Annotated in this window: 23 protein-coding genes, 4 tRNA genes and 1 other annotated feature; of the genes, 4 read left to right on the top strand and 23 right to left on the bottom strand. The window is 42.7% G+C overall.

The features are described from left to right. Positions 1–4: 4 nt before the first annotated feature. The 8 genes from C6348_RS09915 to C6348_RS09880 all read right to left on the bottom strand — a co-directional run bounded on the left by C6348_RS09915 (position 5) and on the right by C6348_RS09880 (position 9,142). Positions 5–2,650, bottom strand: a complete 2,646-nt coding sequence (locus C6348_RS09915; RefSeq protein WP_106042831.1) for a Z1 domain-containing protein — start codon at positions 2,648–2,650, stop codon at positions 5–7. Next, the gene (locus C6348_RS09910) at positions 2,637–4,115 is read right to left on the bottom strand and encodes an ATP-binding protein (RefSeq protein ID WP_106042829.1); all 1,479 of its coding nucleotides are present in this window, start codon (positions 4,113–4,115) and stop codon (positions 2,637–2,639) included. Before C6348_RS09910 ends, C6348_RS09915 begins: the two co-directional genes overlap by 14 nt. A gap of 146 nt (positions 4,116–4,261) precedes the next feature. Continuing rightward, a complete protein-coding gene (rlmH, locus tag C6348_RS09905) occupies positions 4,262–4,741 on the bottom strand; it encodes a 23S rRNA (pseudouridine(1915)-N(3))-methyltransferase RlmH (protein ID WP_106036271.1) in 480 nt (159 codons plus the stop codon). Between the two features lie 80 nt (positions 4,742–4,821). Further along, a complete protein-coding gene (locus C6348_RS09900) occupies positions 4,822–4,992 on the bottom strand; it encodes a CxxH/CxxC protein (RefSeq protein ID WP_106033080.1) in 171 nt (56 codons plus the stop codon). 161 nt (positions 4,993–5,153) lie between these two features. Beyond that, complete coding sequence (locus C6348_RS09895) at positions 5,154–5,984, bottom strand: energy-coupling factor transporter transmembrane component T family protein (protein ID WP_106042827.1); 831 nt, start codon at positions 5,982–5,984, stop codon at positions 5,154–5,156. Then, the gene (locus C6348_RS09890) at positions 5,975–7,690 is read right to left on the bottom strand and encodes an ABC transporter ATP-binding protein (RefSeq protein WP_106042825.1); all 1,716 of its coding nucleotides are present in this window, start codon (positions 7,688–7,690) and stop codon (positions 5,975–5,977) included. Before C6348_RS09890 ends, C6348_RS09895 begins: the two co-directional genes overlap by 10 nt. Positions 7,691–7,709: 19 nt before the next feature. Further along, positions 7,710–8,267, bottom strand: coding sequence for an ECF-type riboflavin transporter substrate-binding protein (locus C6348_RS09885; RefSeq protein WP_012011871.1), 558 nt, complete (start codon positions 8,265–8,267; stop codon positions 7,710–7,712). 14 nt (positions 8,268–8,281) lie between these two features. Further along, on the bottom strand, positions 8,282–9,142 hold the full coding sequence (locus tag C6348_RS09880) for an SAM hydrolase/SAM-dependent halogenase family protein (protein ID WP_034660590.1): 861 nt from the start codon (positions 9,140–9,142) through the stop codon (positions 8,282–8,284). A gap of 110 nt (positions 9,143–9,252) precedes the next feature. After that, positions 9,253–9,523 (bottom strand) — a binding site (T-box leader). A 192-nt stretch (positions 9,524–9,715) separates the two neighbouring features. Between C6348_RS09880 and C6348_RS09875 the strand changes: the two genes are divergently transcribed. Together C6348_RS09875 and C6348_RS09870 are read left to right on the top strand one after the other, a co-directional pair. After that, positions 9,716–10,405: an ABC transporter permease subunit gene (locus tag C6348_RS09875; protein ID WP_106042823.1), complete on the top strand. Its 690-nt coding sequence runs from the start codon at positions 9,716–9,718 to the stop codon at positions 10,403–10,405. Beyond that, positions 10,406–11,275 carry an ABC transporter ATP-binding protein gene (locus tag C6348_RS09870; protein WP_106042821.1) on the top strand — a complete coding sequence of 290 codons (870 nt, stop codon included), beginning with the start codon at positions 10,406–10,408 and terminating at the stop codon, positions 11,273–11,275. 48 nt (positions 11,276–11,323) lie between these two features. On the opposite strand, the gene C6348_RS09865 is transcribed toward C6348_RS09870, so the two are convergent. From C6348_RS09865 to C6348_RS09815, 11 genes are all read right to left on the bottom strand, one after another. Then, the gene (locus tag C6348_RS09865; protein WP_370876298.1) at positions 11,324–11,794 is read right to left on the bottom strand and encodes a GNAT family N-acetyltransferase; all 471 of its coding nucleotides are present in this window, start codon (positions 11,792–11,794) and stop codon (positions 11,324–11,326) included. A 62-nt stretch (positions 11,795–11,856) separates the two neighbouring features. Continuing rightward, positions 11,857–13,047 carry a S1C family serine protease gene (locus C6348_RS09860; RefSeq protein ID WP_411266108.1) on the bottom strand — a complete coding sequence of 397 codons (1,191 nt, stop codon included), beginning with the start codon at positions 13,045–13,047 and terminating at the stop codon, positions 11,857–11,859. A 78-nt stretch (positions 13,048–13,125) separates the two neighbouring features. Continuing rightward, entirely contained in the window at positions 13,126–13,920 is a 795-nt protein-coding gene (locus tag C6348_RS09855; protein WP_034660602.1) for an MBL fold metallo-hydrolase, read from the bottom strand. Positions 13,921–13,926: 6 nt separating this feature from the next. After that, the gene (locus tag C6348_RS09850) at positions 13,927–14,790 is read right to left on the bottom strand and encodes a two-component system regulatory protein YycI (protein WP_106042815.1); all 864 of its coding nucleotides are present in this window, start codon (positions 14,788–14,790) and stop codon (positions 13,927–13,929) included. After that, positions 14,777–16,156, bottom strand: a complete 1,380-nt coding sequence (yycH, locus tag C6348_RS09845; protein WP_034660605.1) for a two-component system activity regulator YycH — start codon at positions 16,154–16,156, stop codon at positions 14,777–14,779. The genes C6348_RS09850 and yycH overlap by 14 nt, the downstream gene beginning before the upstream one ends. Further along, entirely contained in the window at positions 16,146–17,984 is a 1,839-nt protein-coding gene (gene walK / locus C6348_RS09840) for a cell wall metabolism sensor histidine kinase WalK (RefSeq protein ID WP_106042813.1), read from the bottom strand. Before walK ends, yycH begins: the two co-directional genes overlap by 11 nt. A 7-nt stretch (positions 17,985–17,991) precedes the next feature. After that, entirely contained in the window at positions 17,992–18,699 is a 708-nt protein-coding gene (yycF, locus tag C6348_RS09835) for a response regulator YycF (RefSeq protein ID WP_034660610.1), read from the bottom strand. A gap of 347 nt (positions 18,700–19,046) precedes the next feature. Further along, positions 19,047–19,119, bottom strand: a tRNA-Phe gene (locus tag C6348_RS09830). Between the two features lie 27 nt (positions 19,120–19,146). Then, a tRNA-Asp gene (locus tag C6348_RS09825) sits at positions 19,147–19,223 on the bottom strand. Positions 19,224–19,304: 81 nt separating this feature from the next. After that, a tRNA-Glu gene (locus C6348_RS09820) sits at positions 19,305–19,376 on the bottom strand. 6 nt (positions 19,377–19,382) lie between these two features. Beyond that, a tRNA-Lys gene (locus C6348_RS09815) sits at positions 19,383–19,458 on the bottom strand. Between the two features lie 343 nt (positions 19,459–19,801). Here C6348_RS09815 and C6348_RS09810 point away from each other — a divergent pair. Further along, positions 19,802–20,326: a peroxiredoxin family protein gene (locus tag C6348_RS09810; protein ID WP_106042811.1), complete on the top strand. Its 525-nt coding sequence runs from the start codon at positions 19,802–19,804 to the stop codon at positions 20,324–20,326. A gap of 30 nt (positions 20,327–20,356) precedes the next feature. Here C6348_RS09810 and C6348_RS09805 read toward each other — a convergent pair whose 3' ends face one another. The 4 genes from C6348_RS09805 to C6348_RS09790 form a co-directional block, all read right to left on the bottom strand. Then, the gene (locus C6348_RS09805) at positions 20,357–20,566 is read right to left on the bottom strand and encodes a hypothetical protein (protein ID WP_034660614.1); all 210 of its coding nucleotides are present in this window, start codon (positions 20,564–20,566) and stop codon (positions 20,357–20,359) included. A gap of 15 nt (positions 20,567–20,581) precedes the next feature. Continuing rightward, positions 20,582–21,715, bottom strand: a complete 1,134-nt coding sequence (locus C6348_RS09800; RefSeq protein WP_106031732.1) for a DUF418 domain-containing protein — start codon at positions 21,713–21,715, stop codon at positions 20,582–20,584. 136 nt (positions 21,716–21,851) lie between these two features. After that, positions 21,852–23,141 (bottom strand): adenylosuccinate synthase, encoded by a 1,290-nt coding sequence (locus tag C6348_RS09795; RefSeq protein ID WP_034660617.1) that lies wholly within the window; start codon positions 23,139–23,141, stop codon positions 21,852–21,854. Between the two features lie 216 nt (positions 23,142–23,357). Then, complete coding sequence (locus C6348_RS09790; RefSeq protein WP_223251551.1) at positions 23,358–23,969, bottom strand: TetR/AcrR family transcriptional regulator; 612 nt, start codon at positions 23,967–23,969, stop codon at positions 23,358–23,360. Between the two features lie 106 nt (positions 23,970–24,075). On the opposite strand from C6348_RS09790, the gene C6348_RS09785 reads away from it, so the two are divergent. Next, positions 24,076–25,281 carry a cytochrome P450 gene (locus tag C6348_RS09785; RefSeq protein ID WP_106042809.1) on the top strand — a complete coding sequence of 402 codons (1,206 nt, stop codon included), beginning with the start codon at positions 24,076–24,078 and terminating at the stop codon, positions 25,279–25,281. The last annotated feature ends 2 nt before the right edge of the window (positions 25,282–25,283 follow it).

Raw genomic sequence — 25,283 nt, 5'->3', positions numbered from 1 at the left:
AAAATTATATCGTTTTATTTGTCTGGTAGACGCCCTTCTCTTCGATTTCCGTCCCCGGGAAAGAAAACGCAATTCCAATTGGCACTAGTTTCGAGGAGAATTTCACATCTAAACTCTTAAAGATAGGAACTTCTGGATGCAAAGGATATATTAACATTAGGCCATTTTCCTTTGAACGCACTCCTCGTTTATCTTTACGCTCTTTAAGTTCTTTAATTTTATCAAAGTCCAAATCCATGTCCTCATGGTTTGGAGACACAATAGCCCCAATGTCTCTAATTTGATACATGCTATCAGGTGCTTTGACCTTATTTCCAAGTGCAGAAGCAGATTTCAAACTGATTTTCCCTAATTCAACCGGGTATTCTGATAGGCCAATAGCAGATTTAGGCTGACCTTCTACAATTGAAACTGTCCAATTTAATAATTCTCCCTCTTTGTTCACTCTGTCAATATAGTCAGCAATTAGTGCAGAATTTACAATATTACTGTCAGCCGTTCGATATTCTGACAGAAATCCCTTGATGTGTTCTGCGTTCACACCAGATGTCGAGTAGAAGTTGGTCTTTTTGTATGTTGTCTTTATTAAAGGAAGTATATTAACGAGCTTAACAGCCGCATCCATGTTTCCTTTCATTACATCTTCACTTGGATCAAATAGTCTTGTCTGTTGTAGGGTACCAGCATAAATGACATTTGAAGAAACTGCATTTCTCATTTTCAAAGGACTCGTAAGCTTCATTGTTGGATGGCTGAGCATTTTGATTGCATATTCAGAAGGTGTTTTCTTCATTGCAGCCAGACGGTCGAATTCCTGTCGAAGTTGAATCATCGCAATAGACAGATGTTCAAAATTTGAAGCAATCTCATTAGAAGTATAAATGCGGCAGATATCCATATAACCCTTTCTATAGCCAAACCAGCGCCCCATCTGCATGAGAGTGTCGTACATAAGCGTATTACGGAAATAATAGGTGATACTTAAGCCTTCTAGTGTTAATCCTCTGGACAATTTGTCTCCACCTACAGCAATAACATTTAATCCTTCTTCTTTATATTGATGGTAATCTAATGCATCCCGGCTGTTACCATTTATCTCGAAAACTTGGATACTTTCACAGCAATTCATCAATTCTTTATATACTTCATTCCAGCTAAATTCTGGGTAATTTTCATTCGGCCAATCTTTACTTGTTGGGAGAATATCATTTTCATAAAGGTCTTGCAGCTCTGCAATCACAGTGCTTTCTGGATTATACTGTAATTGCTTTGATATAGCATCAAACGCCCGCTCCACTGCGTCTTTTACACTTGACTGGACATCTTTAAAACGAGAAGTATGTATGAGCATTGAATTATGTTTATTTCTTTGTCCTCTCAAATTGCGAATAGCAATCACAAGCAGGAATTCAAGTATTGCTTCACGCATTTGAGGAGGAACTTCTTCGAATTTATTTGCGTCAGATTTCTTTTTAATTTTTGTAAATACATCGAGGTCTTCTTGACGCAAATGGCGGATCAGACTTGGGCGAGTATCTTCAGCGTCCTCTTCCACATTAAAATATTCCTCAGGTCCGCAATATTCCTTCGGCTTTGGTAGGCCGACAAGAAAATCTTTTGGATACAGGTCATCGCCTTCTTCATTTGTAATTCCTTCATTGCTGATTAGAAGATTTGCAAAAGGTGTTGCAGTATATCCGACAAAAGCTTTCCGATTAAAAATTTCAAGAATTTGCCTGATCAAGCGATTGATCGTTTTCGGATCTTCATTTTTATCAGGATTGGAAGTGTCAACGGATGCCTGATCTGCTTCGTCATCAACAATTAAGACGGGAATATCCAAATTATATATATCCCGATGATAAATTAACTGATCTCGAAGCGACTCTAGTACGGTTTTATTTTTCTTAACGACCATTAATGTTGGTGAGTTTAGATTACTAGTACCCCTTTGGCTTGATTTGATATCATGGTCTTCTGTTGTCCAAGAAGAAATGATATGATCAGCTGTATTTGCGCTTATTTGGGCAACCCCTATTGGATTTCCATCCTTGTCTGTTCGGTTCCCAATTACCTCTTCATTCAGACGGATTTGTGTCTGAGTTCTTAAATCATTATGAATCCCTGACAGCACAATTATTAGCATATAGCCAACATCAAAAGCTTTATTGATTAAGCCAGTGAAATTAGCTGTTTTACCTGACTGAACGTAACCTAATACAAGCCCACGTTTATCGAATGGGTCCATCGAGCTTGGATTTCCTATAGAAGCCATTATCTGATTCGTTGTTTCATCTATTGCAGTAACTGCCTCAAGAGGCCAGTTTTTCGAACTGGAGAGATATCTACGGTACCTGGACCAGAAAAATCCGCTAGCTACCATCTTAGGCTCAAACCAGCTTTTTTCTTTGGACTCTCTCATCACATAATTCTTTGGAACTTCCAAACCAATTTTGTACTTCATGTACATTTCAAGTGACCACCTTTGAAATGTTGGATCGTCAATAGGGCTCTCCGCCGACGCTAATCCTCTTGCTGATTCCAAGGCTTTTTCTGCTGCCTCTTCCTGATTTTTATAAACTGTTTTTAGGTAATAATAGGTATTTGAAAAGTTCTGTTCAAAAAAATCTTTCAAATCAATTGCTGACATTCAAATTCGCCTCCAATAGAATTACTTTTAAAGTTGCACGGTTTAATTCATCAAATGCAGGTTGCGTTAACAAAATATTCAAAAGCTGTTCTTCGTTTTCAGCCACATTTAACTGCATCATAGAAGAAGCAAATTGGACTACCAATTCTTTCTTGCTGTCTGAAACCTTTTGCACTTCTTCTTCTGGAACCTTAGGAGCATCTATAATATTGCTTGGCGAGCCAAGCTGTACAAATTTCAAATATAAGTTTAAGAGTTTTACATGTTCATCATCCAAATTTTTAAGCAACTCAGAAAGAATCGGATGATTCCGATTTAAAATAAATTGAGGACCATCCTCGTTTCCTGACTGCTCCCATGTATTTAAACTTCCCTTAATAGAAGGATTTCTAGGACCAGACTGTGTCCGGAAATAAAACATATCCCTTGAAACTTTTCGTGCAATGGATGAAATGGTTTCTAGTCTTCTTTTAGCGTCTTCAGGCAAATTAATGCCCGATTTTTTTATATCAACCTGCCAGTCTGAGTCAGCTGCATTCGGGAGATCGATGCGCACCCTGGCCAGCTGTGAAGCTGCATCCTTTGGAAACAGCCCCATCCAATCACCAAAATATAGAAGACGATTTTCTCTATAGATATATAATCCCTGATGATCACGCCAGCCTTTGTAACCGCCAGCCTTCTTATATTCAGACTCTGTTAAATGGGAGGCATGAGGCAAAATAAAATACTGTACTTTGATTCTATTATCATTTATTCTAAGGATCTGCATTTCGCCTTCCATTGTATTCGGATGGTATCTCATAAATGGATCCCACGGTTCTATCTCCTTACCGTTGATTAGCAGGCTTACTTCTTTTTTCTCCAGTATAGAGTGAAAGACAAATTCCAGGTGTCTATTAATACGGGAAACTTTATTGTAGAAGCTTATTTCTTTTAATCTGCGCTTTCGTCCAACTCCCATAAAACGGTCAAGCTTATCAATACAGACGACTGTGCCGTTTTCTTCCTTTATTTCACCCATTTTCAGTTTGATTTCTTCAGGAATTTTGGTAAAAAGTTGCCATTCATTGCATTCTGATACATGATCAAGATCCCAGCATCTCTCATAATATGCTCCATCTTTTTTTGTCAAAACACTCAACCGCTTTCCAAATGAAAAAGATGCCGTTTTTAACCCCATTCCAAAACGACCGAGCTCGTTTGCTCTTCTATGCTCTCTTGGGTCTTTAGAACCAATACTCATGGCAATTTGAAGCATATCTTCAGTCATACCGAAACCATTATCATTTATGGTAATCATTCCATCTGTATCATTATAGGTAAAATTAATTTTAATAGTTGATGCCTTAGCATCAAGACTGTTATCTACAAGGTCAGCAATAGCTGTGCTAGCGTTATATCCAATAGAACGAAGCGCCTGAATCACAGGCGCTGCTGATGGTCTTGTCAGAACTATATTCATCTATTAAACCCCGTTTCGCAGCAATATTCATCCTAATTATAGCAAATAATTAGGATGAATAAATTGTAGATAATAGTTTTTACTTAAGTTTCCAAATAGATAAAAAATTATTAATAGATTTTATCAAATGGTATAAAAATCCCCATCTACTTATGATAAGGCTCCCCCCGCACAATCCGAAACGCCCGATAAATCTGCTCCACCAACACCAACCTCATCAACTGATGCGGGAACGTCATTTTCGAAAACGACAGTTTCTCATTCGCCCGCTGCATCACAGCATCACTTAACCCAAGTGACCCACCTATGACAAAACACACCTTACTTTTTCCGTATGTTGCCAGCTTATCTATTGTATCGGCTAATTCTTCGGAACTTTTCATTTTTCCTTCGATGGCGAGGGCGATGACGTGGGCGTCTGGGTTGATTTTGCTTAGGATGCGTTCGCCTTCTTTGTCTTTGATGATTTTCATGTCTTGCTCGCTGAGGTGTTCTGGTGCTTTTTCGTCCGCGAGCTCAATGATCTCAAGTTTCGCATAGGCCTGTAATCGTTTTGTGTATTCGGCTATGCCTTGCTTTAAATACTTCTCTTTTAATTTTCCTACCGTGATAATTGATATATTCACAGGTCATCCCCACCTTAAGAACAAGTTATTCATATAAGTTATCAACAATTGTGGATAAAATTTGTGTATTTTGTGTCCGATCATTCGTTCCCCACTATATATATTGCAGGTTCATTGCACAATTCACAGGTTGTGGATAAACTGTGTGTATGTTCGATTTTTCTGAATTCTGGCGGCGTTTCGTGATCATCTATGTACATGTCTAGTACGGTTTCTATGTGTTCTGCGCAAGCATAAAGTGATTTGTTCATAAGTTTCTAATTCCTCCAATATATTGTCTCGTTATTCACAAGTGTTTCGCTCATTGTTCAATATAACCGATTTATTCACATGTTAATAGTCTTTTACTATTTTCCACAACTTTTATCCACAAACAAAACAAAGAAGCCTCCACTCATGTGTAGGCTTCCTTCTATAGAAACGGATTATAAAATCTCGTTCCTCTAACAAATGTAATCACTAGCGACACGATGAGTACCACACCAACAAACAATAACGCAGCATAATCTGCTTTTTGAAAGTCTTTCGCCGTGAACCATGTGCGCTTTTTATGCTTTCCAAATCCACGCAGCTCCATCGCATTGCTGATCGTTTCAATCCGCTCCAAGCTGGAGAAAATCAGCGGCATCACAATCGACAGCGCATTTTTAATCCGTTTCCCCAGTTTTTCATTCTTCGATAAATCAATTCCTCTTGCTTGCTGAGAAATCGCTATCGTTCGAAAATCCCGCTGAATATCTGGAATATAGCGTAAAGCAATCGCGACAGCATAGGAAATCCGGTAGCTGACCCCGATTCGGCTGAGCGATGAGGCAAATTCACTTGGATTCGTTGTGACGATAAACAAAAGCGCTGCTGGCATGACGGTCACATATTTCAGCGTAATATTCAATTGATAGAAAAGCTGTTCCAGTGTGACGTTGTACCAGCCTGCAATATGAAACAGCTCATGCTTTGCTCCGTAGATGGCGACTCCTTGCTGGGGCGCAAAGATGTAAATAGCGATGTTGTTGATGACTAGGAAAATCGCCAGGACAATCACCACGAAGGAAATATCACGAAATCGCACGTTCGATAGCTGAAAGAATACAATACTGGCGGCTAGCATAAAGACTAAAATGCCTGTATCATACGTGAGCATCGCTGCGGATGACCAGAGGGTAAAGCAAATGAGTTTGGTTGCACCTGTCAGCCGATGAATCGGCGACGGGCGATCGATATAGGACAGCATGTCTACAGCCATGTCATTCGTTCCTTTCTGTCAACCTCAATGAAGCGATCCACGAGTTCATTTGGATTTGGCCAGTCTGCTTTCAGTGCCAGTTCGTACAGCGATGTTTCCTTTAAGCTCGCCTTTTGGACAAGCAGTTGATCTGTCAGCACTTTGGCTGGGGTATCATCTGCGATTTTTTCTCCATCTGAAATGACAATGGTTCTTGTCGTGTATTCGAGCATCAAATGCATATCATGGGTGATCATGAAGATCGTGACACCCTGCTGATTTAATTGCTCTAAAAACGTCATCATCTCTGTGTAATGTTTAAAATCCTGTCCTGCAGTTGGCTCATCTAAAATGATGATTTCTGGCTCTAATACAAGAATTGATGCAATGGTGACGCGCTTTTTCTGACCAAAGCTGAGAGCTGAAATCGGCCAGTTCCGAAATGGATATAAGCCGCACACTTTTAGAACCCGCTCCACCCGTTCCTTGATGTCGTCTTCCTTTACGCCTCTTAAAACAAGACCGAGTGCCACCTCATCAAAGATCATTTGTTTTGAAATCATTTGATTTGGGTTTTGCATGACAACGCCGATTCGTTCGGAGCGCTGTTTGATTGTGTCTCCTGTGATGTCATCGCCATTTAAAAGAATTGACCCTTTCGTTGGCTTTTCAAACGCGCAGAGCACCTTGGACAGTGTCGTCTTGCCTGCGCCATTGGCTCCTGCGATGCTGATCATTTCTCCTTTTTTGACGGTAAAGGAGATGTTGCTCAGCGTGTTTGGTCTCGTCGGATAGTCAAAGCTCAGCTCACGCACCTCTAGCAAATCCTGCGCTGCAATCTGCTCGACTGACGGCTCAGACGCTTCCATCCACTGCTCGATTTTCACTTTTGCCTCTTCATTTAAGGTAAGATGCTGTAAATTAGCTATCTGATCTCCTGCTTCAACCGGAATGCCTGCATATTTCATGGCCTTTACATATAAAGGCTCGCGCAAATATGCCGCTTCTAATACATTTGAGGCGAGCAATTCATCTGGTGTCATATCCGCCGCAATCGTTCCGTCATTGACGACGATGATGCGGTCCACATGACGGAAGAGGACGTCCTCTAACCGGTGCTCGACCATCACGACCGTTTTTTTCGTTTCTTTTTGCAGTCGATCAATAAGATCGATCACTTCTTTGCCTGTAGACGGATCAAGGCTTGCAAGTGGTTCATCAAACAGCAAAATGTCGACATCGTTGACAAGTACGCCCGCAATGGCGACACGTTGTTTTTGACCGCCTGACAGCTCATGCACGGACGATGCCAGCTTGCCGTCTACCTCTGTTAATCTTGCCGCTTCTTCGACACGTGTTTTCATTTCATCGCGTGTGACTTGATCATTTTCAAGAGCAAACGCGATGTCTTCTCCAACGGTCAGCCCGATAAATTGTCCATCAGGGTCCTGCAGCACCGTTCCGACGAGCTGTGAAAGGGAGAAAATGTTCTCTTTCTCTGCATTTTTCCCGCCGATGTGAAGACTTCCTTCCATAGAACCTTTATAAGACGCAGGAACTAGCCCATTGATACAATGGGCTAGCGTGCTTTTTCCCGATCCAGACGGGCCTGCGATGAGGACTTTTTCCCCTTCATAGATGGTCAGGTTGATATCTTTCAATGTCGGTTCTGCCTGACTGCGATACTTGAATCCGAAATGTTCGAATTGAATCATCGGTTTCTTCATTTATGTGTTCCACCTTGCTTCATGATGTTTCTTTCGATAGACTGCCGCTTTTGCTTCTCGTTTTCGCATAAGCCGCAATGATGATGGTTCCTAGTACACCGACTGTGATGATGTTCGAGATCCCTGCCACGATGCCTTGAACAAATACTTTGTTCGCAGGTTCTGCATAGATCACAATGTCGAGTACAGGAGCAATGACAAACCAGCCTAATGCCTGTGCGCCTGCTTGTACGGCGTTGAAAAGCGTGATCTTCTTCCAGCCAAAGTCGCCCTCTTCTACTTTTAAACGGTTAGAAATGAAGCCAATCAATAACCCAACAACACCTGAAACGATAATCCAGCTCCACCAAGGGCCGAATGTGGTGGCATCTTTAATGAGATGACCAATAAACCCAATCAGTGCGCCTGCAACAGGACCAAAAAGCACAGCCATTAATGCAAGGAATGCGTATGATGTCTCAATTTGTGTATTCGGAATCCCAGTTGGAATGGAGACGAAGCGTCCTAAAATGACAAAGACGGCTGCGCCAATTCCGATGGCAACGACAGTTTTCGTTGAAAGTTGTTTACCTGCCATGATGTTTCCTCCTCTTATTCGTATATAATGCGCGGAGCTTTGCGAATCGAAAGGCGCCAGCCTGTGCCTGTACCGATGTTATAAGCCTTTGCAAATGACCCTTGATTGATCGCCACGCCTAAATGGTCGAGTGAATTGACATATACGAGTGGTTCGCCTACCTTTAAATCGGCAAAAGATCGTCCATAGGTCATGATATTTTTATACACATTTTTCGGCCCGTTGGCAATGGTAACTTCTATTGCATCGCCGTAATTAATTGAAAGCTGTTCAAATAACGTGTGATGAATGTTTGTCCATAGGTTTCCGAACCTCACGTCTAAAATATCAATCGTCCCTGTGATGACTTCTTCTTTCGCATACGCCTGTACGACTGGAAGGTGAATAATATCATCAATATTCGCCTTTGGCCCCACCTCTTCAAAAGAAATCACACCTGAAGCGATTCTCGCCCCTGTATATGCGTAAATGTCTCTCCCATGGAATGTATGTGATTTTCCCGACTTCGGCAGCCGGTTAATGGTTTCATCTAAATAACGGGCTTCCACAATGCCAATATCCTGCGCGACGTGCGTGAGTGTCCCGTTATCTGGGGTAATGATATAGTGCGAGCTTGTGGTTTTGACGACAAGACTCTTTCTCTCTGACCCAACACCTGGGTCAACAACGGAAACGAATACCGTCTCTTCCGGCCAGTATGTGACGGTTTGGAGCAGGCGGTAAGATGCCTCCCAAATGTCATACTGCGGTATATTGTGTGTTAAATCAAAAAGGCGGATCCTGCTGCTCACCGTATTTGCCACTCCGTACATTGCGCTGACTGCTCCATCATCAATGCCGAAATCTGATTGTAAAACCAATGCATGTTCACTCATGTCAATCTCCCTTTCATTTGAAAAAATGGATGTGGTGTTTCACGTGGAACATTTGAACATTTGTATGAAAAAAGTGGACAATAAAAAATACCCCATCCTTATCTTTGAATCATAAGGACGAGGTATTTGTCTCGTGGTACCACCTTTATTTACTGTTTGCTCGCGCTAAACAGCCTCTACAAGTACAAAGCTCCAATCTGGCTCATATACTGTGGTTTTGATAACGAGTACCAACTCTCGTCGTGTCCTACTAATATCATAGATATGTTCAGCACGAGGCTCAGAGACCATTTTTCGAATCATTATTTTTGCTTCTTTTCAGCTGCCGAAGCTCTCTGTGGAAAAATTGATGATTGTACTTTCTCTCGTCATTGCCTGTTTAACTATCTTGAATTAAAGCTATCATACATGATGTTTTTTGATAAATCAAGATATTTTTCTGAACATTTTCAAAAGTGAGTCAACTGATGCTGGAAGAGTCTTCTTTTTATAAAATTTAAACAAATGTTAAAGAGCGAGATATGGTGTCTTTCCTTTCTAGCTGTATAATAAAGATGAAGGGAGGTACAGCGTGTGTGGACCATCTGTATGAATGAGTTTAAGCAGCTCTTCAAAAGCACAAAATCGATTTTAACAATTGTTATTATTTTCATTTTATCTACTTTTGTTTCAACTCTTCCGTTTATTGCTGCTCATCAGTACAAATGGGAGCAGGCAAAGGATCCTTATTCTATTGGGAATGAACTGGTGATGTCGTTATTTGGTTTCTTCCTTATTTTTTTATTGTCTCATGATATTTTGAGCCGCGAAATTCATTTAAAAACCATTCGTTTTCTCGTCAGTAAAACAACCCGTTTGAACATTATTATCGGAAAATATCTTGGGCTGATGCTGTTTTGGCTTAGCTGCATTATGACGACATACGTACTGAATATGGTGATTTCACATCGTTTTCTGTTCTCTGATGCGTTAAAAATCTTAACCTTTATCAGTGTCGGTATCTCATGTACTTTATTTTTGTCCATGCTCTTTCCAACACCGCAGAAATCAATGTTTGTTGGGATGTTGTTTTCCTTTCTTTTCCCGATCGTCAGTATGATATCTGTTCTTTCTTCAGAACGATTGATTCATTGGTTCCAATATATGACGCCTTATTATTATGCGCGCTTGAGTGAACCGCTGACCTATGTACTCATGAATACAGCATTGACCGTTGTATTACTCATTGGAACAGCACTCCTATTTCAAAGGAGGGATGTCTAAATGCTGCATACAAAAGAGCTCACAAAAAAATATCGGACAAAAGTCGCGATAGATCACATTACCATTGATGTCAATCAAGGCGATATCTTCGGACTCATTGGACCTAAGGGTTCTGGTAAGACGACGTTTTTCAATATCATTACGGGAATTTCCCGGCCAACCTCTGGTACGTTTACGATGATGGATATGCCTTCATTAAAAAAGGTGAGGCAGCATATCGGTGTTCTGCCTGAATATACGGATTTATATGAAGGGCTCACGGCACTTGAACATATTGCCTACTTATCCAAAATCACCGGGACACGCCAGAAAACGAGTGATTATGAAGAACTGCTCGAATTTGTCGGTTTAGATCACTATCATCAGGAAAAGGTAGCTACCTTCACACCTGGTATGAAGAAGCGGCTCGGAATGGCGCAGGCCATCGCCCATCGGCCCGAATTTATTTTACTAGACGAGCCTTTTGCCGATATTGATGCTGATTCGATCTTACACATCCAGCAGGTCATTGAAACGTTAAAACATGAAGGGAAAACCGTCTTTTTAACGGCTGACCGCCCAAGGTTCACAAATAGTATTTGTACCAAAACGGCATTCATTTCTGAAGGAAAATTAGTGTCCCCCCATACTCATCCTCAAGAAAAAACCATCACATCCTCAAACATACGTGCAACCTTCAAGCATGCGTGGATTGATGATGAGGTGAAGCCTGTTCTCACACAGTACTTACAAACTGTCGGAACAGATCTTGTGATCAGTGATGACGAGACCTCATTGTTGATTCGTTCAGAAGCCCAAGTCCCATCGATCATCCGCGCTTTCGTGAAATGCAAAGTTGATTTATATAGAGTCACGGCTCAGGATGCATGACTCCTGATAAAAAGCACCGCATGCGATCCGCACGGTGCTTCTTCTTTTTCATAAAGGTTTACTCATATAGATTCCGGTTTCTTCAAATCCCGTCTTCTCATACAGTGAACGGGCGATTTGATTGTGAGCAAAGACATGCAGCGAGAGTTTCTGCACTCCTAATGACTTTGCCTGCTCCTCTAATGCAGCAATGGCCTGCTTTGCAAAGCCTTTTCCTCGATAAGCTTCAAATAAAATAAAGTTATAAATGAATCCTTCCTGCTGAGGGTGATTCGGGTCATAACAAAGCCAAACCCAGCCAATCGCTTCTTCCCCGTTCAAGAAATTCCATAGCTCATGATGCTCTGTCTGCAGACCTTCGGGAAGCAGCCGATCAAATTGTTCTTCTGCGTTCGCAAGTGATTCTTCCTTTTCCCATGTCCCTGCGAGTACCTTTTCTTCTGCGTACCGCTGAATGGCCTTCTCCATCAATACATCGTAATCCGTTTGTGACATTGGTTGTAGTGTAACCAATCGCATCGCCCCCTTTCCTCCATCATATGATGAGCATGCAAAAAAAACCAGTCCCATCAAGGAACTGGTCATCCACCGAACCGGTCGGTTTGAGAAAGTTTGATCTCTACTGATTTTTTCTTTCCGCTTCGGTAAAACTCCATCTTTACCTTGTCGCCGACTTTCTTTTGATATAAATACTTACGAAGATCTACGATATTCTGAACACTCTTGCCATCAAAGGAGGTGACGACATCCAGCTCTTTTAGTCCCGCTTTTCCCGCTGGAGACAAAGACTCGACACTCATCACGACAACCCCTGATGTGACTTTAGATGGCAGCTTCAACGTTTCCTGCCAGTGATAGCTCGCAATATCTGCTAATGATTTCATGCCAACGCCTAGATACGGACGCTTCACCTCTCCGTAGCGCTCTAAATCTTCTATGACAGGGATGACTAGATTCGCCGGGATAGACAGCCCGATGCCTTCTACCTCTGATTCAGCAATCTTCATTGAGTTGATGCCGATCACTTTTCCGTCCATATTGATCAAGGCACCACCGCTGTTGCCTGGATTGATGGCGGCATCTGTTTGCAGTACCTCCGCATTCCAATCCGCCTGTCCGTCCCCATTCGAGTCTACAGGAATCGCACGTTCCGTTCCCGAAATGACACCTTGTGTGACAGAGCCCGCGAATTCAAGCCCTAACGGATTTCCAATGGCGATGACTGGCTCACCTGGCTTCACATGATCTGAATTGCCAAAGGCGGCGGTCTTCTTGATCTTATCACTTTTGACGGTGAGAACCGCTAAATCCATCAGCTGATCGCTGCCAACAAGATTGGCACCAATTCTTGTCCCATCCTGAAGGCTCACTTCAAGCTGGTTGGCGCCTTTGATGACGTGGTGGTTGGTCACGATATAAAAGGTATCACCCTTTTTCTTATAAATCACACCTGACCCGCTGCCTGCCTCCCCGCCTTCTTCCCAAAAGCTCGACTTTTGGATATTAATGACGCCGACAACCGTATCCGACATATTAGATACGACTTTTGTAACCGCATCATTGACGTTCACATTGACGGTCTTTAAAGGGCCCTGTGCTGATTGCCCATCTCCATTCTGCTGCCACCCAAAGGGACTGCCGCTCTGTCCTGACACATAGGGGAAAAAGAATCCCATTAAAAAAGCTCCTACCAATACACCGATCAGACCAGATAGGAAATATCCTTTTCTGCTTCGTCTCGGCTTCCACTCTACATCGCGATAATCCACTATGTTTCCTTCCTTTCAGTGAATAGATGATGTATATAGTGTTGGTAAGAAGCTCTTATCTTAATCATCCGATTGTAAAAATCATACGGCGCAAAGCGGGGTTGCTTTTTTCGGGTCCGTATCATATAAATCAAAGCCATCCCCGACAACAAAGCCCTTCATCTCAAGCGTCTGCTGGACCGCCATACGGGCTAAATCCTTCATGTTGTTGTCTTGACTCAAGTGAGCCAAATAAATGCGTGAGGTGGCATCTCCAATCACATCTGTCATCGCAAGAGCGGCATCTTCATTTGATACATGTCCGACATCGCTCAGAATTCTGCGCTTAATGCTCCACGGGTATCGGCCCATTTGCAGCATACCGACATCATGATTGCTCTCAAATACAAATGTATTGGCTGACTGAATGATGCCTTTCATACGGTCACTCACATAGCCTGTATCCGTCATTAGGGCAAGTTTGCGCCCGCCATAATGGAACACGTAAAACATGGGCTCAGCCGCATCATGTGAGACGCCAAAGGACTCAACATCGAGACCACCAAAGGATTGGACGGTTTCCATATCAAAGTGGAATTTTTGCTCTGTGTCAATCTTCCCGATATGAGACTCCATCGCCTTCCATGTTTTCGCATTTGCATAGACAGGGAGCTTGTACTTTCTCGCCATGACACCGAGCCCTTTAATATGATCTGAGTGCTCGTGTGTCACAAAAATGCCGTCCAAGTCTTCAGGCTTGCGGTCGATTTGACCAAGCAGCTCGACCATTTGTTTGCCGCTTAACCCAGCATCCACTAAAAAGGCATGCTCGTCTGTTTCTAAATAAAAAGCGTTCCCCGTACTTCCGCTCGCTAGTACACTGAACTGCAAGCTCATGTTCTCTCACTCCATTGAAGATTTGTCATCTTTCTCTATATGATCAAGTGTTGAGCCATCAATGGCATTGATCAAATATTCTTCTTCTGTCTTTTTCTTTGAACTAACTGATACGCCTTCAAGCTCGACTCGCCATACAGGCACCATGACCTGCGTGCTTGCACCCGGGTATTGCGTATAGTAGCCAAGTTCTACCTTTTTCACGGTCGTGTTTTGGCTCAGCATGTTTTGTGTATATAAGTCCTTCACGGTTTCAAGGGCTGGGACAAGGGTTTCTTTTCTCACTTCATTAATCGACGTCACCATCGACTGCTGATACGACACGACCTCGTTTTGATCGTTTACATCTAAGGTGATTTTCCCGATGGTTTCGGTGTCATCAAGGCCTTCTTGGAAGATGTATTTCCCTTTATACGTTTGGAAAAAGACGATCTTCCCTGTCTCTTCATCAATACTCCACAGCTTATAATTCTTCCCATCCAGCAAACGCTGGTTTACGAGGTTTGCCGCCGCTGTTTTTATATCCTTTTTTGGCAATGCAACGGGTTTATTGAAGGTCATCTCAAGCAGTGTGACAGGATCATCTTTGTCCGTTTTCGGGAATGTGCTTTTCGCCTTTTGATCAGCTAATCCGTCGACATCCTTTTTCGTATATTGCTTCTTTTCAGCTGTAATGCGGTATCCAATCTTCGCTTCATCTGATAGATTGCCATATTTGATCCCATCTGCCTTCATTTCTTCCAGCGTATCCGTTTTTTCGATAATCGCAAAATGATCGGTTGATCGTTTTTCAAAGTATTGAAAACCTAGAAAGATATCGAGAACGAGAAAGGCTAGGATAAAGATCGTTTTGGTCTTATTCCACTCCATTATTCTCGCTCCCCTCTGTCAACAAATCATGCGATAGTATCACGGTTTTGCCGTTATATTTCATGCACCATACTGGCTCCAGCCAGACAAACATCGCTTGATCTTGATCTGATGCGGTTGAAGCAGCTTGATAGGCCGGGAAAATTTGTTCAATTTTCTCCAGGTCATCATATTTCGTCTGCTTGACGATTAAGTCCTTCAGCTCTGTCCCGTTCATCAGCTTGACCTGTTCACTCTGACTCGCTTTGTTGCCTAGAATATAGTTTGGACGCTTGTAATTCAAGATGTCATCATTCGCCCACTGTACTTCAAGAGAGGTCATCCCAAATGGATGCTTTGTACTGTTGACGATCGGCAGACCATCCATAAACATATTAAAGGAAAGCTGCTGGTTGCTGTTGATGCCAAAGTATTGATAGTCATCGGTAAAGCTCCCCGTATCATTGAAATACTTCACACTTCGCTTGATCAAATCCCCCGTTTGGAAAACGGTGCTGGAATTGATATTGCGGTGCTGATATTGGATGCGGTGGTCTTTTTGATTGGCTTCAAGACGGCTTGTGCCATCTGTGTACACTGTCCGATTTAAATTAGACTCCTCGCCCACAAGACTCGGGTCCGTAAACAGAGCGTCCTTGAATTTGCTTGTCTTAATCGTTTCGATAAAGAACATTTTCGCTTCAAGCTGCTTTTGCTTTCTCGGAAGGAGGAAATCTCGTTTAGAATTCGCTGAGAATGTATAGAGATCGTAGCGCGGCATCTCGTTTTGAGCGGCTGAGATACTGTCCATTAGATTCCGATAGTTAGCGGATTCTATTGTCAGCTCAAGCACCGTTTCCTTGCTGTATGAAACCAAATAGACTTTCTTATTGGCCTTGTCCTGCTGGGAGAACGGCACAATCATCCGATCAAACGAGTTGTATTCAATGGACTTATTCGGCCATTTAAACAGCGCTTGGAAAATATCAATCGGAATCGAGTCATTGAACACAAGATCCAATGTCTTCCCCTGTCCTCCGCTTCCATAGAAGAAATTCTTAAATCTCTGCTCAGAATATTGATCCGACACATCCGAAATCTCTTTGACATCCCAAAGGCTCACATCATTCCAAAAGTTTTGAAAGAGTTCCTTTTGATCGACTTTAAAATGCTCCCCATTTGAATGGATGAACATCTCGCGCGGCTTCACGACATCAATGAGACTTCTAGGCTCGTCGCTTGAAATCTTCTTCGTTTCCACGACCTTTGTGCCGGCATCTGCCTGGTCCTGCATGACGGGCTGGAACATCCAAATATTCCACGTAAACACAAGACTGATCGCAATTAGGATTGTCAATATTATGGTTTTAAAGGTCTCACGCTTCATCCCAATCATCCTCTTGTTCTTCATTGTACGGAAGGGTAAAGGTCACCGTTGTTCCTTTTCCTTCAATGCTGTCAGCCCAAATATCTCCGCCATGAGCCTGAACCATTTCTTTTGCAATCGCAAGTCCTAGGCCGGTTCCGCCAAGCTTTCTTGTTCTCGCCTTATCCACTCGATAAAAACGTTCAAAGATTTTATCCATATCCTTCTTCGGAATACCGATCCCTTCATCTTTGACGCTGAATAACACAAGGCCATTCTCCTCATCCAGATCAACGGTAAACGTGATATGTCCACCCTCTGGGGAGTATTTCATGGCATTTGAAATGATATTATCGAGCACCTGTGTGATTTTATCTTGATCAATTTCCACGTATATTTCACGCTGCGGCAGATTGCGGATAAACTCGACATGCTGCTCTTTCGTCATTTCAAAACGATCAATGACCAATGAGATAAACCTGATAAAATTCGTCCACTCACGGTTGAATTGATAATCCTTGCTGTCGAACTTAGACAGCTGCAGCAGGTCATTAACAAGCCGGATCATGCGCTCTGTTTCATTTTGCGTGACACTGAGGAACCTTGGCGCAAGCTCTTTATCACCAATTGCCCCTTCAGCCAGTGCCTCAAGATAGCTTCGCATCGTCGTCAGCGGTGTGCGCAGCTCATGTGATACGTTTGCGACGAATTCACGGCGTTCTGCATCAATTTTCTCCTGCTCTGTGACGTCATAAATGACCGCAATTAAACCATCAATCTTCCCATGCTCTTTCTGAATGACTGAGAAATTCACACGCAAAACAGACAGCTGATCTTCGCGTTCAATTTCTATCAGCATGGAATCTTGATTTTCGACTAAATCTTCAAATGTATGCGTCTCCTCGAGGCCCAGTAAGGACGTAATCGGCATCTCTAGAGCTGTTTCACGTGAAACATTTAACAGCTCTAATGCGGGGCTGTTTAATAGAATAATCGCACCGTTTTGATTCGTGGCGATGACGCCATCCGTCATATAGGCAATAACAGAAGAAAGCTTTTTCCGCTCACCCTCCGTCATCAGCTGCGCTTCCTCCAGCTCTCTCGTCAGATGGTTAAAGGTTGTCGCAAGCTGGCCGATCTCGTCATGTCCATACTTTCGGACTTTCCTGGAAAAATTCCCTTTGGCAAGCTCGATCGCTTGCTTTCTCATATCCGAAATAGGATGAGTGATTGTTCTAAAGATGAAGATACCAAGCAGTGCGGTCGTCCCAAGTGCGATCAGTGTGCCAGTCGCCAAAATGGTGTTAATGGTTCGCATTTGGTTAAACACGCTCTCCATCGAAGACACAACATAAATCACACCGACGGTTTCTTGGTTTTCATTTTTCACGGCTGTCGCAGAAATACGCACCCGTTTATTGGATTCTGGGTCATAGAATTTCTTTTCATAGTCTTTGCCGACCGCAAAAATACGGCTAATGATTTGATCAGTGATTTTCTTCCCGGCAATCTCCTGACTGCCATTATTCACAGAGGCAATGACCTCTCTGCTTTCGTCAATATAGCTGACTTCAGAAATTTCATTAGACTCATCTTTGTTGTTAAAGTCGTTTAATATCTTTTGAGCATCCTCTTTTAATTCTGCCTTGCTTTTCGATGAATCTTGTTCTAGGTAATACGATAACGAGTAGATTCGCTGATTCAAGGAATTATCATAGGAATTAATTAAGGACTGCTCTAGCTGCTTCACAAAGTACACGCCAATGATCTGCATGGCGACAATGATCAGCAGCACGTAAATTAAGGTCAATTTGAAGTGAATCGAGCGAAAAAAACCTACTTTACTCATAAGAATCTTAGTCCTGCTCTGGGTTTCTTAAATAGTAGCCAACGCCTCGTCGTGTCACGATCCAGCTCGGGTGGCTAGGATTGTCTTCAATTTTCTCACGAAGACGGCGGACTGTGACGTCCACTGTACGCACATCCCCGAAATAATCGTAGCCCCATACGGTTTGCAGCAAGTGCTCACGTGTCATAACTTGTCCGATATGTTTCGCTAAGTAATGAAGCAATTCGAACTCACGGTGCGTCAATTCAATTGTTTCCTCACGCTTAGACACCACATACGCATCTGGATAAATGACAAGTGATCCAATCTCAATATCATTTGATTCAGATTCTTCCTCTGTCTGCGGCGCAGCAATTTGTCTTCTCAAATTCGCTTTCACACGGGCAAGCAGCTCGCGCGTGCTAAACGGCTTCGTCACATAATCATCTGCGCCAAGCTCAAGACCGATGACTTTATCAATTTCAGAGTCTTTTGCTGTCAGCATGATAATCGGCATGTCATATTTTTTTCTCACTTCACGGCATACCTCAACGCCATCTTTGTTCGGCAGCATAATGTCGAGCAGAATGATGTCCGGTTTGATTTCTTCTACCATTTCAAGGGCTTCATTTCCGTCATATGCACAATGAACCTCATAGCCCTCTTTTCTTAAGTTAAACTCCAATATATCAGCAATCGGTTTTTCATCATCTACGACAAGAATCTTTTTTTCCATTGTGATTTCCTCCTGCATTTTTAGCATCTATGTCATTCCATTTTGCATGTCTCATCAGGCCTTTTCGTTTGAGCAAAAAAGGCTCACTGTCTATTATAACGTTTTACGTGGCAAAGATAAAAATAATAACGGCTTTCTTTTCTAGTAAACGTTGGATAGGAAGTCACCTCTCAAAAAAATTGATGGCTTTTTTCCTTTTTTATTGAAACTTTTCCAGTCACCAATCGTCTATATAGATGTAACGTCTTCTTCTTATGGAGCCGGGCCCTACCTAGGCCCGGCTTCTCCCTTTTTATGCCTTCTTTTCATAAGAAAAACGCACCTGCGATTGCAGATGCGTTTGGAAGTGGCTCGGGACGGAATCGAACCGCCGACACACGGATTTTCAGTCCGTTGCTCTACCAACTGAGCTACCGAGCCATCATCAAAAAGATGAATATGTATAAATGGCGGTCCGGACGGGACTCGAACCCGCGACCTCCTGCGTGACAGGCAGGCATTCTAACCAACTGAACTACCGGACCTCAGTAACTTGCCCGAAAAAGCAATCGTGGTGCTCCTTCAAGCAAGTGAGGAAAAATTAGCTTAACGCTAAAGTAAATCAATGACCCGTACGGGATTCGAACCCGTGTTACCGCCGTGAAAGGGCGGTGTCTTAACCGCTTGACCAACGGGCCAATACATGGTGAGCCATGAAGGACTCGAACCTTCGACCCTCTGATTAAAAGTCAGATGCTCTACCAACTGAGCTAATGGCTCTCGGTTTGTGAAAAGTGAATCTGAAGAAGCCGTATTGCGTCAAACCAATCGCTTTAAAAAAGCTGGAACATCGCATCCTAACAAGTTTCAGAGACCTTTGCAACAACGAGATTTATAATATCATAGAGTAATTACATATGGCAATACGTTTTTCGACATTTTTTTAAAAAAAGTGTCGGATTTGATATCTCCTGCCAAAGCCCCCCTTTTTTGCAACCGCCTTCATTTCTGACTCACCTTTTCATGACTACTGCCTATTCAAGCACATAGAAACGTTTTAGACCGCTCAAAAATGGTTATACATGAAACAAGTGACATTGTGATTGAAAAAGGAGGAAGCAGTATGAGTTCATTTAAATTAGGAGATAAAATGCCCAACTTTTCACTTCCAACCATTCAGGGCGAACATATTGATTTTCACAAACATTTAGAGGAGCATCAAAGCTGGCACCTCATCGTCTTCTTTAGAGGCTCATGGTGCCCAGTATGTGTAGAAGAATTAAAAGAGCTCGAACAGCAGCAATCATACTTTCAAGACAAGGATATCCACTTAATGACGATTTCAACGGATAACCCTGATGACTTGAAAGATTTTGCGGATAAAGAGGGGCTGTCCTTCCCGATCATGTCTGACCAGGACCTTACTTCATTAAAAGCATATGAAGTCCACTATCACGGAGAAGATGCTCCTTATGAAGATCACGGAGTGCACGGGGAACCTGCCTATTTCTTACTAAATGAAAAGGGACAAGTCCTCTATCAGCAAAGACAAACAAGTCCGTTTGGCAGACCGCATGCCAACGAACTGCGCAAAATCATTCAGTACATCCGCAAAAACTTAAAAGGCCAATATAAAAGCGTGAAATAAGAAAGAACCCTCGTAATGAGGGCTCTTTTTTTATGATTGTCTTTTGTTAAACAGCCAGTCTGCGGCGAAAAACACAAGAAGTCCCGCCATGAGAATGACAAAAGTGACGGGTGGTCTGTCACCTTCAACATACGAGTACAGCGCATGTCCTCCTAATGCGAGAAGATAAAAGACAAACGCTGGTACAGCTGCTTTATGTGAATTCGCTTGTTCTCTTTTCGTCATTTTTTTAAAAAACATTGCAGCTATTCCCCTTTATGCTGCCTTCTTCATCGTCACTCGGCGAAGTGCCCGCGAACGAATATATTCCATTGGACCCATTCTCCAAACCTTTAGACAACATGCTGATATGGCAATTTGCAGAAGTGAAATGAGCAGCCATGCCAATACGATAAGAGGGGCGTTGATTTGTCCGCCAAGACCCAATCCCCAGCTATAAAAAAGAACCGAGCAGATGATATTTTGCAGGATGTAACAGCTGAGTGCCATTTTCCCTACATATTCAAACCAATTCCACATGAACCATGATTCCGTGTGAACCAGGAGCTTCGCAATGACAGCGATATAGAAAAGAGAAAGGAATGGCGAAAACGCATAGCGCACAACGAATTCCACTAGTTCGTTCGGAACGAAGACAAGTGCATTCAGCGGCAGACCCACCCACAGACCGACTCGGAATAATATTTTCCGTAGAGATTGCCCGCGTTCGTTTGCATAAAAAACACCGGCTCTCATCATCCGCACACCTAATAAAAACAGAAATGTGTTCATTGGAATGATAAAGATCGCTTCTTCACGGTACATGAAAAAGTGTTGTAATCGTTCTTGAACCTGCGAGATCCATGTCTCTGGCAGCTGCTCTTCCAGCGCCGGTTCACTGCTTTGATCATACGATTCTGTCTCCATTTCAGAGAGGGAGAACACCATCAGACAGGACAGAACAAGCAAATGAATGACTCCAGAGAACATCATGCCTCTTTTGATGCGCTTGCTCCCTCCTCGTACAATAAATGCCACAAGCAAACCGGTCACAGCGTAACTCATGAGCACATCATATTCCATCACAAGTGCAAAATGGACAAAGCCTTCGATAAATAAAAATAAAAGAATCCATAAATATGTACCTGGCCAAGGCATGTTTTTTCTTTTGGCCTGCTGATATTTCAGCTCTAGCCCTACACCGAACATGATTGTGAGCAGTGAGAGCATTTTCCCATAGACGAACATGGAAACAAGGCTTTCTAGAAAACTGCCATGTTCATATTCATCTGCAATCTGATCTGTCGCAAAGGTATCCCCTGCATACGCAAAAAACCAGACATTCGTTCCCAATGTACCTAATATGGCAAAACCTCTTAAAATATCTAATAATCTTATTCTTTCTTTCACTAGAACGCTCCTTCCCCCTATACAGTTATCATATTTTGGTAATGATCGGAAGCCTGTTCTACTGAAATTAAGAAATATTTAAACAAAAAGACACCAGTAAAATGTGCAATTTTACTGGTGTCTGATCAGTCTATTATTATGGACGGTACACGCTGCGGACAACGTTCGTTTGGGAACGATCTGGTCCGACTGAGAAAATGGAAAGTGGAATACCTGTTAATTGTGAAATGCGCTCTAAATAATGACGGGCATTTTCAGGCAGTTCGCTTAAATTCTTCACGCCTGTAATATCCTCTGTCCATCCTGGCATTTCCTCGTAGACAGGCTCACATTTCGCTAGTTCATTTAGACTTGCTGGAAATTCTTCTGTGATTTCTCCGTTCAATTTATAAGCGACACAGATTTTCAATGTTTCAATCCCTGTCAGTACATCAATTGAGTTAAGAGATAGATCTGTAATCCCGCTCACACGGCGAGCATGACGGACAACGACACTGTCAAACCAGCCAACACGGCGCGGACGTCCAGTTGTTGTACCGTATTCACGGCCAACCTCACGGATTTGATCGCCAATTTCATCATGGAGTTCTGTCGGGAATGGGCCATCTCCAACACGTGTTGTGTACGCTTTTGACACGCCGACCACATGTTGAATTTTTGTTGGTCCTACGCCAGAACCAATCGTCACTCCTCCAGCTACTGGGTTAGATGACGTGACAAATGGATATGTCCCTTGATCAATATCAAGCATAACGCCTTGTGCTCCTTCAAATAGCACACGGCGGCCTTCATCTAGTGCGTCATTCAAGACAACAGATGTGTCCACGACATATTTTTTCACTTGCTGGCCATATTCATAATACTCGTCTAAAATATCTTCAATCTTGAAGCCTTCTGTGTCGTACATTTTCTCTAAAAGACGATTTTTCTCTTCTAGATTACGTGCAAGCTTCTCTTCAAACACTTCACGATCTAATAGATCTGCGACACGGATACCGATACGAGCTGCTTTGTCCATATAAGCTGGTCCGATTCCTTTTTTCGTCGTACCGATCTTGTTAGCCCCTTTCCGCTCTTCTTCCACCTCGTCCAATTTTAAATGGTAAGGCAGAATCACATGGGCTCTATTGCTGATTCTGAGGTTATCTGTACTCACATTCCGTTCGTGAAGATACGCAAGCTCAGTGACCAACGCTTTAGGATCAACCACCATTCCATTACCGATGACACAAGTTTTCTCTTGATAAAAAATACCGGACGGAATGAGGTGTAGCTTGTAAGTCACTCCATCAAATTTGATCGTGTGACCTGCATTGTTTCCCCCTTGATAACGGGCAATCACCTCTGCATTTTCTGAAAGGAAATCGGTAATTTTCCCTTTCCCTTCGTCACCCCACTGCGTACCTACTACGACTACTGAAGACATATCGTGCACCTCCGTTAACCTTTCAAAACGTTATCTCTTTCAAACACATTTATTTTATCAATGCAAAACGAAAAAGTCAACGTGAAATCCGAACATTAATATCTCGAAATCAAATTTTGTTCGTTTTAATTATGAGAAAAAGCGCTTTAATCACTTCTTCAGCGCTTAAAAAGGGAGATTTTGAGTAAAAACAACTATTTTGATGGTTCCTAATTTCTATTGATTTTCAATTAAATGAATCATCGAGCTTGCCATAAAATCAGGTGAGTACGGTCTCCCTGTCCTCAACCACCATTCTGCTGTTCCAACATAAGCAGAAATGACGAATTGCTTCTGCATGTCGATTGGAACGAGATGTGGATGAGGCTTTGAGCCTGCGATTTCCTCTAACCCCATAGAAAAGCTTTCTTCAAAAAAAGCACGAACCGTTTCATGAATATTGAGCTCTCGTCCTCGTTTCAAAAGAATTTGATACTCCTCTTCATGTTCCTGCAAATGCTGATAAAATCGAAAAATATACACATATGCCGCATGCTCTTTTTTCACATCATCTTCTTGTACAGGAGCAAAAATGGCACATTTCATCACATCAAACATCTCATCCATCACCTGCTGGGCAAGATCAAATTTATCCTCATAATGCTGATAAAAGGTGGTGCGGTGGATGCCCGCCACTTTCGTCAAATCCTGTACAGAAATCTTCTCCCACTCTTTTTCTCTTAATAACTGAAATAACGCTTTTCTTAATTGCTGCTTCGATTCCGTTGCACGCTTATCCCCTCTGTAGCAGTCCGCCACAAGCCATTCTCCCCTTCCTATGAACTTCAACAGATTCCGCTTTTCTGTTGGTTGAATCCTCAAGGCTGATGAATTAACTTTAATCTAACACAATGAAAAAAAGGAAGCATCTGACAACCTATAAGGAGTGATGATCATGGAAACAACAACACCAACTGCCGTGCAAAAAGCGTTATTAAGAGGAAAAAACAAGCAGGATCCGTATAACCCATTTGATTGGTATGCCAACATGCGTCAGACATCACCTGTTCATTTTGACGAAGCCAGCCGAACATGGAGTGTATTCACCTATGAGGAAGCAAAACGTGTGACAATCGATAAAGATACCTTTTCTAGTCAGCCTCCTAAAGACCAGCGGAAGCATTCACTGATGAAAACAATGGTGATGATGGACCCTCCCAAACACACTCGAATCCGCTCCATTGTGAGCAAAGCCTTTACACCTCGAGTCATGAAATTGTGGGAGCCGCGTATTCAAGAATTGATGGAGGAACTCATGGCACAAATAGAAGGAAAAAACGAGATTGACCTAGTGCAAGCCATCTCTTATCCGCTTCCTGTCATTGTCATTGCAGAGCTTTTAGGTGTGCCATCAGAGCATAAACAATCCTTTAAAGAATGGTCTGATATTCTCGTCAGTATGCCTAAAAGTGAAGATGAGGAGGATGTCGCTGAATGGCAGAAAATTCGGGACCAAGGAGAGGCTGATATGATGGCGTTTTTTGCAGACATCATTGAAAGGAAACGTCACAACCTCGGTGATGATTTGATTTCCCTCCTCATTCAAGCGGAGGAGAATGGAGACAAACTGTCAGCGGATGAATTAATTCCATTCTGTAATCTTCTTCTTTTAGCTGGCAACGAAACAACCACCAACCTGATCTCCAATATGATCTTCAGCTTGTTAGAACAGCCGGGTGCGTATGAAGCGCTCGTTCAATCACCTGAGCTCATCCCGCGTGCTGTTGAGGAGGCCGTCCGTTTCCGTGCACCCGCTCCTACGATCGTCCGCTATGTCACAGAAGACACAGAGCTTGGGGGAAAAGTGCTGAAAAAGGGAGACAATGTGATTGTGTTTCTTGCTTCTGCCAACCGGGATGAGCGTCAATTTTCAAATGCACATGAATTCGATATACACCGCCACCCTAACCCTCATATTGGTTTCGGGCACGGCATCCATTTCTGTCTTGGCGCACCACTTGCCCGCTTGGAAGCATGTACTGCCATCAAGGCCTTATTGGACCGATATGAGTCACTAGAGCTCCTCTCCTATCTGCCGATGACAAACAGCGGCATGTATGGGCTGAAAGAGCTGAAGCTGCGCGTCACGCCGCGTTCATAACA

Source organism: Bacillus sp. YBWC18 (assembly GCF_002998775.1).
Lineage (GTDB): Bacteria > Bacillota > Bacilli > Bacillales > Bacillaceae > Bacillus.
The sequence above is the reverse complement of the archived record's forward strand: the minus strand, read 5'-3'. Positions and strand labels throughout refer to the sequence as shown.